General features: G+C 32.8%; 9 protein-coding genes and 1 pseudogene. All 10 read left to right on the top strand.

Going from position 1 to position 12,474, the window contains the following annotated elements; all coding sequences use genetic code 11:
• Window positions 1-8: 8 nt before the first annotated feature.
• The 10 genes and pseudogenes from gap to secG all read left to right on the top strand — a co-directional run bounded on the left by gap (window position 9) and on the right by secG (window position 12,312).
• Window positions 9-1,019, top strand: a complete 1,011-nt coding sequence (gene gap / locus HGI79_RS17530; protein WP_185651978.1) for a type I glyceraldehyde-3-phosphate dehydrogenase — start codon at window positions 9-11, stop codon at window positions 1,017-1,019.
• Between the two features lie 121 nt (window positions 1,020-1,140).
• Window positions 1,141-2,334, top strand: coding sequence for a phosphoglycerate kinase (locus HGI79_RS17525; RefSeq protein ID WP_185651977.1), 1,194 nt, complete (start codon window positions 1,141-1,143; stop codon window positions 2,332-2,334).
• Window positions 2,335-2,676: 342 nt separating this feature from the next.
• Window positions 2,677-3,423 carry a triose-phosphate isomerase gene (gene tpiA, locus HGI79_RS17520; RefSeq protein WP_185651976.1) on the top strand — a complete coding sequence of 249 codons (747 nt, stop codon included), beginning with the start codon at window positions 2,677-2,679 and terminating at the stop codon, window positions 3,421-3,423.
• Window positions 3,424-3,610: 187 nt separating this feature from the next.
• Entirely contained in the window at window positions 3,611-5,137 is a 1,527-nt protein-coding gene (gpmI, locus tag HGI79_RS17515; protein WP_185651975.1) for a 2,3-bisphosphoglycerate-independent phosphoglycerate mutase, read from the top strand.
• 437 nt (window positions 5,138-5,574) lie between these two features.
• Window positions 5,575-6,864: a GntP family permease gene (locus HGI79_RS17510; protein ID WP_185651974.1), complete on the top strand. Its 1,290-nt coding sequence runs from the start codon at window positions 5,575-5,577 to the stop codon at window positions 6,862-6,864.
• Between the two features lie 38 nt (window positions 6,865-6,902).
• Entirely contained in the window at window positions 6,903-8,045 is a 1,143-nt protein-coding gene (locus HGI79_RS17505; RefSeq protein WP_185651973.1) for a glycerate kinase, read from the top strand.
• 80 nt (window positions 8,046-8,125) lie between these two features.
• A pseudogene (gene pyk, locus HGI79_RS17500) lies at window positions 8,126-9,160 on the top strand (pyruvate kinase); the annotation flags it as partial.
• A gap of 90 nt (window positions 9,161-9,250) precedes the next feature.
• A complete protein-coding gene (locus tag HGI79_RS17495; RefSeq protein WP_185651971.1) occupies window positions 9,251-10,282 on the top strand; it encodes a sugar diacid recognition domain-containing protein in 1,032 nt (343 codons plus the stop codon).
• A 383-nt stretch (window positions 10,283-10,665) separates the two neighbouring features.
• Entirely contained in the window at window positions 10,666-11,961 is a 1,296-nt protein-coding gene (eno, locus tag HGI79_RS17490) for a phosphopyruvate hydratase (RefSeq protein ID WP_185651970.1), read from the top strand.
• Window positions 11,962-12,078: 117 nt separating this feature from the next.
• Window positions 12,079-12,312, top strand: coding sequence for a preprotein translocase subunit SecG (gene secG / locus HGI79_RS17485; RefSeq protein ID WP_185651969.1), 234 nt, complete (start codon window positions 12,079-12,081; stop codon window positions 12,310-12,312).
• Window positions 12,313-12,474: the final 162 nt, after the last annotated feature.

Here is a 12,474-nt window from a genome sequence, read left to right as displayed (position 1 = left end):
AATTTACAATGATTAAAGTAGCTATTAATGGATTTGGACGTATAGGACGTCTTGCATTCAGACAAATGTTCGGTGCAGAAGGATATGATGTTGTTGCAATCAACGACTTAACAGATCCTAAGATGCTAGCACACTTATTAAAATATGATTCATCTCAAGGTAGATACGAAGGAACAGTAGAAGCTAAAGAATCTTCTATCGTTGTTAACGAAAAAGAAATCAAAATATATGCAGAAGCTGATGCTTCAAAACTTCCATGGGGAGAAATTGGAGTAGACGTAGTACTTGAATGTACTGGTTTCTATGTATCTAAAGCAAAATCTCAAGCACACATCACTGCAGGTGCTAAGAAAGTTGTTATTTCAGCTCCAGCTGGTAACGATCTTCCAACAGTTGTATTCAATGTAAACCATGATATATTAACTGCTGAAGATCACATAATTTCAGCTGCATCATGTACAACTAACTGTTTAGCTCCAATGGCTAATGCACTTAATAATTATGCAAAAATTCAATCTGGTATAATGTCAACAATCCATGCTTACACTGGAGACCAAATGGTATTAGATGGACCACATAAAAAAGGTGACTTCAGACGTGCTAGAGCAGCAGCTGTAAATATAGTTCCAAACTCAACAGGAGCTGCAAAAGCTATAGGATTAGTTATCCCAGAATTACAAGGAAAATTAATCGGTTCTGCACAAAGAGTTCCAGTTCCAACTGGTTCAACAACAATCTTAACTTCAGTTGTTAAAGGAAAAGACGTTACAGTTGAAGGAATCAACGCTGCTATGAAAGCTGCTTCAAATGAATCTTTCGGTTATACTGAAGAAGAAATAGTATCTTCTGATATCGTTGGAATCACTTATGGTTCTTTATTCGATGCAACTCAAACAATGGTTTCTAAAATCGGAGAAGATTTATACCAAGTTCAAACAGTTTCATGGTATGACAACGAAAATTCATACACTAGCCAAATGGTTAGAACTATAAAGCATTTCGCTAACTTCTTAAAGTAATTTAAGTATTTAGTTACAAGTATTTAAACATTAAAAATAAGTCTGGTTTTGTAGTTTGGGCTATAAGGCCAGACTTTTTTAGACATATCATATATTAAATATAAATTATGAGGTGAATAACATGGCTTTTAACAAAAAAACAATAGAAGATATCGAAGTAAAAGGAAAAAGAGTATTAGTAAGATGTGACTTTAATGTTCCACTAAAAGATGGAGTTATAACTGACGAAAACAGACTAGTTGGAGCACTACCAACTATAAAATATTTAGTAGAAAACGGAGCAAAAGTTGTACTTTGCTCACACCTTGGAAAGGCTAAGGGACCAGACCCATCAAAAACATTAGCTCCAGTTGCTAAGAGATTAGGCGAATTACTAGGAAAAGAAGTAGTTTTCGCTGCTGATGATACAGTTGTTGGAGAAAACGCTAAGAAAGCAGTTGCTGAAGCAAAAGAAGGAGATGTAATTCTTCTTGAAAATACAAGATTCAGACCTGAAGAAGGAAAGAACGAAGAAAGCTTCTCAAAAGACTTAGCATCACTTGCTGATGTATTTGTAAATGATGCATTTGGAACAGCTCACAGAGCACACTGTTCAACTGTTGGAGTTACTCAGTTCGTTCCAGTATCAGTATGTGGATACTTAATTCAAAAAGAATTAAAGTTCTTAGGAGAAACTGTTAATAGCCCAGTAAGACCATTTGTAGCAATCCTTGGAGGAGCTAAAGTATCAGACAAAATCAATGTTATAAACAACTTACTTGATAAAGTAGATACTTTAATCATCGGTGGAGGAATGGCTTACACATTCTTAAAAGCTCAAGGATATACTATAGGAACTTCACTTCTTGAAGCAGACAAAGTTGATTATTCAAAAGAAATGATAGAAAAAGCTGCAGCTAAAGGAGTTAAATTATTACTTCCTGTAGATAACGTAGTTGGAGATAAATTCTCAGCAGATGCAACTCCAGTTGTAACTGAAGATCAAAACATTCCAGAAGGATACATGGGATTAGATATCGGACCAAAAACTGCTGAGTTATATGCTACTGCTGTTAAAGAATCTAAGACAGTTGTTTGGAACGGACCAATGGGAGTATTCGAATTTGAAAACTTCGCAAAAGGAACTATTGCAGTAGCAAAAGCTATGGCTGATGCAGATGCTACAACTGTTATCGGTGGAGGAGATAGTGCAGCTGCTGTTAACATATTAGGATTCGGAGACAAGATGACTCACATCTCTACTGGTGGTGGAGCATCACTTGAATTCTTAGAAGGAAAAGAATTACCAGGAATAGTAGCATTAAACGATAAGTAGTTAGAAGTTTAATGGTTGCTAGGTAAAGTAAAATTAATGCTCATATGTAGTTTTAACTGCATATGAGTGTTAGTTCAATGAATTCAGGGCTTAGTAGTTACTACCTCCCTGCTTGTATAAGGTAGAGGTTACAGCTGCTAGTTAATAGATAAAATTTAAAATATATCATAAAAGTCAAGGAAGAAAAAACATATACAGTGTAGAATTTACTAAGTTGTAAATAATAATCATTATTATTTAACTTTACATATACTATTACTGTGATATAATTTAGTTAATAAAAATCTTCTTTGACAGTTATAAATGGAATAAATAATAATTAAAGAATTGAGGTAATTAATTATGAGAAAACCTATAATAGCTGGAAACTGGAAGATGAATAACACTATAGAACAAGGATTAGAATTAGTTGAAAGTTTAAAGAATCATGTAAAGGATGCAAAATGTGATGTAGTTGTTTGCCCTCCTTTCATAGCTTTAGATGCTGTATTAAAAGCAGTTAAAGGAACTAATATAAAAGTTGGAGCTCAAAACATGCACTTTGAAGAAAGCGGAGCTTACACTGGAGAAATAGCACCTGCTATGCTTGAAACACTTGGTGTTGAATATGTAATTTTAGGACACAGTGAAAGAAGACAATACTTCAATGAAACTGATGAAACTGTAAACAAAAAGGTTAAAAAAGCTTTAGAACATAACTTAATACCATTACTTTGCTGTGGAGAAACTTTAGAAGAAAGAGAAACAAACGTAACTGAAGAAGTTTTAGGAAGACAAATAAAATTAGACTTAGCTGGAGTATCAAAGGAAGATGTAGAAAAAGTTGTTATAGCATATGAACCAATTTGGGCTATAGGAACAGGAAAAACAGCTACAGATGAACAAGCAAATGAAACAATAGCTTATATAAGAAGTGTATTAGCTGGACTATACGGAAAAGAAACAGCTGAAAAAGTAAGAATTCAATATGGCGGATCAGTAAAACCAGCTACAATAACAGCTCAAATGGCTCAATCAGATATAGATGGAGCATTAGTTGGTGGAGCAAGCTTAAAAGCAGAAGATTTTGCAGCAATAGTTAATTTCTAGAAGAGTTGAGAATTGAGAGTGGAGAGTATTATAATATTCCCCATTCTCAATTCCCAATTATAAAGTAAAGCTTATATTAGCATAAGTTAGCTATGGGATGAAATTTTTGTAATTAATTCAAAGTAAAGCAGATATAATAATAAATTTATAGCTGCTGGAGAATGGATAAGAGTTTTTGGAGGTAGAAATGAGTAAAAAGCCAGTAATGTTAGTAATACTTGACGGATTTGGACTTACAGATAAAGTTGACGGAAACGCAGTTGCAGCAGCAAATAAACCAAACTTTGATAGATATTGGAATAACTATCCTCATGCAGAACTAAAGGCAAGTGGACTAAGTGTTGGACTTCCAGAAGGTCAGATGGGAAATTCAGAAGTTGGACACTTAAATATAGGTGCTGGAAGAATAATATATCAAGCACTTACAAGAATAACAAAGTCTATAAATGACGGAGACTTTTTTGAAAACGAAGCTTTAAATAAAGCTGTAAATAACGTTTTAGAAAATAACTCATCTCTTCACTTAATGGGTCTTCTATCTCCAGGTGGTGTTCACTCACATACAGAGCATCTTAAAGGCCTTTTAAAACTTGCTAAAGAAAAGGGAGTTAAGAACGTATATGTGCATGCTTTCGCTGATGGAAGAGACGTTGCTCCTGGATCAGCAAAAGAATATGTAGAAGAAGTAGAAAACTACATGAAAGAAATTGGTGCTGGAGAAATAGCAACAATATCAGGAAGATATTATGCTATGGATAGAGATAAGAGATGGGAAAGAGTACAATTAGCATACAATGCTATGGTACTTGGACAAGGTGAACAAGCAACAAGTGCAATGGAAGCTTTAGATAAATCTTATAATGATAACAAAACTGATGAATTTGTTCTTCCAACAGTAATTGTTAAAGACGGTAAGCCAACAGCTACAATAAAGAACAAAGATTCAGTTGTTTTCTTCAACTTCAGACCAGACAGAGCGAGAGAAATAACTAGAGCTATAAATGATAAGGTATTTGATGGTTTCTCAAGAGAAACTTTAGATCTTACATTTGTAACTTTAACTGAGTATGATTCAACTCTTGAGGGTGTAGATGTAGCATTTACTAATGAATCTTATACTAATACTTTAGGTGAATATGTAAGTAAATTAGGAAAGAACCAACTAAGAATAGCTGAAACTGAAAAATATGCTCACGTAACTTTCTTCTTCAATGGCGGAGTAGAAGAGCCATTAAAGAATGAAGATAGAGCTCTTGTACCATCTCCAAAGGTTGCAACTTATGACTTACAACCAGAAATGAGTGCATATCAGTTAACAGACGAGCTATTAAGCAAATTAGATGAAGATAAGTATGATATGATTATACTAAACTATGCAAATCCAGATATGGTAGGTCATACAGGTATATTCGAAGCTGCTAAAAAAGCAGTAGAAGCTGTTGATGAATGTTTAGGAAAAGTTGTAGATAAAGTATTAGAAAAGGGTGGAGCTGCATTCATAACTGCAGATCATGGAAATGCAGAACAAATGATAGATTATTCAAATGGAAAACCAATGACAGCTCATACAGTAGATCCAGTTCCATTCGTATATATTGCAGCAGATGCTAAATCAATAAGAGAAGGAGTACTTGCCGATATAGCTCCTACAATGCTTGAAGTAATGGGTTTAGATAAACCAGCTGAAATGACAGGAACTAGCCTTATAAAATAATTTAATTTAAATATTTAGCAGATAAAAAACCCTATTTTAGTTTTCAACTAAGTAGGGTTTTTTTATCACGTATATAATTTATATCTTCCTTTTATTTTGATTTTTTACAAAGAGGTTGTCTATTTTAACAAAAATAATTTTGCTTGTTATTTTTAATTAGTCATTTTTGATTATAAAAATTTTAGGGTGTCTATAAGAGGCTTCTCCGCTTTTAAGAACCATTGTTAAGTTTTATACAAAACCTAAGTAAAAAGTGTATACTATGCATTATAATGTAAAAAATATTGTGCAAATGAACAAAAAAAAATGTTAAGTAAACAATGTTAAGGTTTCAATAAATGTATTATTATTAATATGTAAGGTGAGAAAACGTTAACCTTAGATAATTACTATATTAACAAAGTAATTTACTAATAGTTTATTTAGGAGGAATTAAAATGTCAGTAGTTCATTGGAGTGGAGCCATATTTGGACTTATAGTTGCCGTAGTGTTAATTTTTAGAAAAGTAAACCCTGTATATGCCCTTTTTGGTGGTGCAATTCTAGGAGGACTTATTGGTGGTGCATCTCTTGATCAAACAGTAAAGATTATTATTGAGGGCACTAATAGTGTTATGGGAGCAGTAGTTCGTGTAATAGCAGCAGGTGTACTTGCAGGTATTTTGATTGAGTCTGGAGCTGCTGAGAAAATTGCTGAAACTATTGTTGAAAGTTTAGGAGAAAAGAAAGCTCTTCTAGCAATTGCTTTAGCTACTATGATTATAACTGCAGTAGGTGTATTTATCACAGTTGCAATTATAATAGTTGCTCCGATTGCTTTATCTGTAGCCAAGAAAGTAGGACTTTCCAAAACTGCCGTTCTCTTTGCTATGGTAGGTGGAGGTAAGGCAGGAAATATAATTTCTCCAAACCCAAATACAATTGCAGTTGCAAAAGGATTTAACGTAGATTTAGCTAATGTAATGATTGCTGGATTTATACCTGCTGTTGCAGGACTGATAGCAACCTTTATAGTTGGACGTTTGATAAGTAATAAAGGTGTTCAGCTAAAAGATACAGATTTGGAAGTAGCTGCAACATCTACAAAGGAAAAACCTAGCTTTGTAAAGGCCATGGTTGCTCCAATTACTGCAATTGTACTATTGGGAATAAACCCGGTTGCTAATATTTTTCATATAAAGTCCCTTATGTCATTTAATGTAGACTCAATGATTATTCTTCCTGTTGCAGGTATAGTAGGATTATTGGCAATGGGAAAGGCTAATAAAATTATTTCTTATACAACATCAGGTTTAAATAGAATGACTGGAACTGTAATCTTATTAATTGGAGCTGGAGCAATTGCCGGTATTGTATCAAAGTCAAACTTAAGTGATGTTGTTGTAATGGGTATAAAAACAGCAGGCATCTCAGGCACATTCCTTGCACCTATATCAGGTATACTGATGGGGGCAGCCATGGCTTCAACGTCAACGGCGGCTATCGTAGCAGCAGGTACCTTTGGAAAAGCGATTCTATCAATGGGAGTAGACCCATTAAGTGCAGCAGTTATGGTGCATACAGGTGCAACAGTAATCGATCATATGCCTCACGGTAATTTCTTCCACGTATCAGGGGAATCAGTTAAAATGAGCATAAAAGACCGTATGAAACTGATGCCATTTGAGAGTATCGTTGGTGGTACCATGACTATAGTGGCAACGATTGTTTATGGATTTCTAAGATAAGAAACATAATTATATAAATAGTATTTGGAGGGTTAAGAATGAAGAAAGATTTAGTTATTGTATTAGCACCAGATTCTTTTAAGGAAAGTATGACAGCAAAAGAAGCTTGTGAAGCAATGGAAAGAGGAATAAAAAAAGTAAATAGTAATATTAATTGTATACATGTACCTATGGCTGATGGTGGAGAAGGAACTATGCAGTCCTTAGTAGATGCTACTAAAGGGAAAATATATTCTTTAAAAGTAGTTGGTCCACTAGGTAATGAAGTAGAAGCACAGTATGGTATTTTAGGAGATGGAGAAATAGGGGTATTAGAAATGGCTAGTGCTAGTGGAATACATCTAGTACCTGTAGAACAAAGGAATCCTTTAATAACCACAACTTATGGTACTGGACAGCTTATTAAGGCTTGTCTAGATCATGGAGTAAAAAAATTGTTAATAGGTATTGGGGGAAGTGCAACTAATGATGGTGGAGCCGGAGTAGTACAAGCACTTGGTGGAAAATTATTAGATAAACATGGGAATGAATTAGGTTTCGGTGGTGGAGAATTAGGAAAACTGAATAGCATTGATTTAAGTAATTTTGACTCTCGCTTAAAAGAAGTTATAATCGAAGTAGCTTGTGATGTTAACAATCCACTTTGTGGAGAAAAAGGAGCTTCAAATGTATTTGGTCCACAAAAAGGAGCTACTAAGGAAATCATAGGAATATTAGATGATAATTTAAAACACTATGCAGATATAATTAAAAAACAACTTGGAAAAGATGTGTTAAATGAACCAGGTGCCGGAGCAGCAGGTGGATTAGGAGCTGGACTTATGGCATTTTTAAATGGTACTTTGAAAAAAGGTATCGAAATGGTAATTGAATATGCTGGACTAGAAGAAAAAGTAAAAGATGCAGATATGGTTTGGACTGGAGAAGGAAGTATAGATTTTCAAACTCAGTATGGCAAGACTCCTTTAGGCGTTGCAACAGTTGCTAAGAAATACAATAAGCCAGTGATTGCATTAGCGGGAAGAGTTGGGGAAGGTATAGATGTGTTATATGGAATGGGAATAGATTCAATATTTGGCATTATGAAAGGAGTAACTTCTTTGGAGGAAGCCCTAGTAAAAGGACAGGAAAATACTGAAAATACAGCTGAAAGTATAATAAGATTAATGAATTTATTATAGTAGATAACAATCCGTATAAATTTATTTATACGGATGTCTTTTATAAACTTATACATAGAAAGAAGATAGGAGAAATATATATGAGAAAGACAAAAATTATATGTACAATAGGACCGGCAAGTGATAGTAAAGAGGTAATGCTTAAATTAATAGATGCTGGAATGGACGTTTCAAGACATAATTTTTCTCACGGAAGTCATGAAGAGAATAGAATAAAAATTAATTTAGTAAAAGAGCTTAGAATGGAGTTGAATAAGCCTGTAGAGATATTATTGGATACTAAAGGTCCAGAGGTTAGAACAGGAAAATTTGTTGGAGGAAGTGTAAAATTAGTAGAAGGTACATCTTATACTGTTTTATGCGGAGAAGACATAATAGGAGATGAAACTACCTGCTCTATAAGTTACAGAGATTTATATAAAGATGTAAATATAGGAGATTATATTCTAATTGCAGATGGTTTGGTAGGTCTAGAGGTTAAAGCAATAGAAGAAAACAAAATACATTGTATTGTAAAGAATACAGGAACTTTGGGAAACTATAAGAATGTAAATGTACCTGGAGTTGTTACTAAACTACCTGCTGTAACAGAAAAGGATGTTGAGGATTTAAAATTCGGAATAGACATGGGTGTAGATATTGTTGCTGCTTCTTTCGTTAGAAAAGCTGAAGATGTTTTAGAAATTAAAAAAATATTAAATGAAAATGAAGGAAGTCATATCAGAGTATTTTCTAAGATAGAAAATCATGAAGGAGTAAATAATATTGATGAAATTATTGAAGTATCTGATGGTATAATGGTTGCAAGAGGTGATTTAGGAGTAGAAATACCATTAGAAGAAGTACCTGTTGTGCAAAAGATGATTATAAGAAAATGTAATGAGGTAGGTAAACCAGTTATTACAGCTACGCAAATGTTGGAATCAATGAGTAATAATCCAAGACCTACTAGGGCAGAGGTTTCTGATGTAGCAAATGCAGTGTTAGATGGTACTAATGCAGTTATGCTTAGTGGAGAAACAGCAGGTGGAAAATATCCAGTAGAGACGGTTTTGACTATGTCAAAAATTGTAAAAAGAGCAGAGGAGCTATTAAACTATAATTATAATATAAATCATAAGGTTGTATAGAATATTTTAAGATGCATTTAATTTTGAAATGCATCTTTTCTTAATATATAATACAATTAAAAGGATGTGAGTAATATGAAATTATCAAAAATCATCGCACAAAAAATTGTTAACGAAATGATGGAAGTAATTCCTTATAATATAAATGTAATGGATGAAAATGGAGTAATAATAGGAAGCGGAGATATTAAACGTATTGGTGATATTCATGAAGGAGCTAAAAAAGCAATAGAAAATCGACTTATAAATGAAGTATATGATGAGAAAGAAGGAATGAGGCCAGGGGTAAACGAACCTATTATTATAAATGAGAAAATAATTGGAGTAATAGGAATTACAGGTTATCCCGATGAAGTAAGAAGGTTTAGTAAATTGGTTCGTGTAACGGCAGTTCTCTTAATTGAACAATCTAAAATTAATGAAGCACTTCAGAATAAAAGATTAAATATGCAGAAGTTTTATCATGAACTTGCTCATAGGAAAACTGAGTATGATAATGAGTTTTTTGAGAGAGCTAAAAGCTACGGACTTGATCTTACAAAAAAATGTCAGGCTATTCTTGTAGAGGGCAATGTAAACTCAAATAATTTTAGACTATTATGTCAAAAGTATTCTCATTATTGTGATTTAGATAATAATAAGACAGTATTTTTTATTACAAGTAATCAGTCAAATAATACACAATTAAATAGTTTAAAAGATAGTCAAGAGATACATAAGATAAGTTTAGGGGGAGAAGAGAGTACTGCTGCTGTTTCATTAGAAAAGGCGGAATTGGCAATGGAATTTGGCATTAGAATAAAACCGTCAGCCAAAATATATAACTATGATGATTTAAAATTTTTTATCCATTTATCTTATGACAATAAAGAATCATTGATTTCCTTATTTTTAAATCTTAATAAATCTGGCAACAAACTAGAGCTCATTCAAACTATACAAGCTTATGTAGAGGAGAATGGTGATATTAATAATGTGGCTGGTAAATTGAATATACACAGAAATACTCTAAATTACAGGTTAGATAGAATTCATCAACTAACAGGTAAAAATCCAAAAGTTTTGTTAGAGTTATTTGAATTATTATGTGGATTAATTTGGATGTAATCAATAAAAACATTCACTGACAATATAATTATATGTTGAAAAATAAATATTTATTAAAACAATTTCTATTGCCATATTAATGATAATATGGTATATTTTGATTATAATAAATGTTAATTAATAAACATTATCCAAAGATACAGATAAATGGATATATGTATATATTTAATCTAATATGATGGTATATCAAGTGATTCTTATCTCCAGATGGTAGCCATTGGATAAACTAAGTCTTTAGATATTTTGGATAATATATTAAACTTTTCAGAGTTACTATTGATATAATAAGTGAGTTATATGGATATATTAATAAAGAAATATTAATAATATAAAAGTTACAAAGTGACTTTTTACAAAATTATAATAATTTCGGAGGTGTTTTTATGAAAAATTATGTTGAAATTGTAGATGTATTTGCAAGACAAATACTAGACTCAAGAAGTTTTCCTACAGTAGAGGTTGAGGTTGTACTAGAAGATGGAACAATTGGAAGAGCAGCAGTTCCATCAGGAGCTTCTACAGGTATATTCGAAGCTGTAGAATTAAGAGATGATGACAAATCAAAATATAATGGAAAAGGAGTTCTAAGAGCTGTAGATAACGTAAATAACTTTATTGCTGAAGAACTTATAGGAATGAATGTATTTGATCAAGTTTTAATTGACAAAACTATAATAAAACTTGATGGTACAGAAAATAAAGGAAAGCTTGGAGCAAATGCTACTCTTGGAGTATCCCTAGCCGTTGCTAAAGCTGCAGCTGAATCTCTTGGACTAAGTCTTTACCAATACATAGGTGGGGTAAATGCAAAAGTTCTTCCAGTACCAATGATGAATATAATAAATGGTGGAAAACATGCAGACAATAATGTAGATTTACAAGAATTTATGATAATGCCAGCTGGAGCACCAAGCTTTAGCGAAGCCCTAAGAATGAGTTCAGAAATATATCATACATTAAAATCACTACTAAAATCAAAAAAATATGATACTAATGTAGGTGACGAAGGTGGATTCGCACCAGACCTAAAATCAAATGAAGAAGCTATTCAAATAATAGTTGAAGCCATAGAAAAAGCTGGATATACTCCAGGAAAAGAAATATTCATAGCACTAGACCCAGCTTCATCAGAAATATATGAGAACGGAAAGTATAACCTAAAAGGTGAAGGTAAAGTGCTAACTTCTGAAGAAATGGCAGATTACTATGTAGATCTTGTTAACAAATATCCAATAATTTCAATTGAAGACGGAATGGCTGAAGAAGATTGGGAGGGTTGGAAGATAATAACTGAAAAGTTAGGTGGAAAAATACAGCTTGTAGGAGACGACTTATTTGTAACTAATACAAGTAGACTTAAGACTGGTATAGAAAAAGGTGTTGCAAACTCAATACTTATAAAGCTAAACCAAATAGGAACTCTTACAGAAACTTTAAATGCTATAGAAATGGCAGCAAGAGCTGGATATACTGCAGTAGTATCACACAGATCTGGTGAAACAGAAGATACTACAATAGCTGATTTAGTTGTAGCAGTAAATGCAGGCCAAATAAAGACTGGTGCACCAGCTAGATCAGAAAGAGTAGCAAAATACAACCAACTTCTAAGAATAGAAGAAGAATTAGATGAAGTTGGAGAATACAGAGGATTAGCTGCTTTCTACAATATAAAGAAGTAGATAATAAGTTTACTACACATACCGGTTTGCGTTGAAGTAAATCGGTATGTTTTATTGTAATAGCTATATTTATATGTTACAATGTAAGATGTGTTAAAATGCCAGGAGGTGGGAAATATGCGTACTCTTTTGACTGTGATACAATTATTAGTAGCAATAGTGCTAATAGTAGCTATTATGATGCAGCCTAGTAAGACTAATGGATTAAGTGGATTAATCAGCGGTGGTACAAATGAATCTTTTTACTCAAGAAACAAATCTAGAACTTCAGAGGCTATGTTATCAAGAGTTACAGTTATAAGTGCCATAATATTTGCAGCATTGTGTGTAGCTCAAAATCTAGTTAAATAATTATAGATTTACATATCTAGAGCAGCTGTTAACATCTGCTCTATTTATTTTGTCCAGAAAATGTTTGTATATATTATAAGTTTCAAAAGTGGAAACTTAACTTATACTCCGGAATATGTTGCCAAACTTCAGCACGTTAAAAACTTTTAATCAGTCTAAAGT

The sequence above is a fragment of the Clostridium sp. DJ247 genome (genome assembly GCF_014231265.1).
Note: the sequence above shows the minus strand (reverse complement) of the source record. Positions and strands in the feature narration are given on the sequence as shown.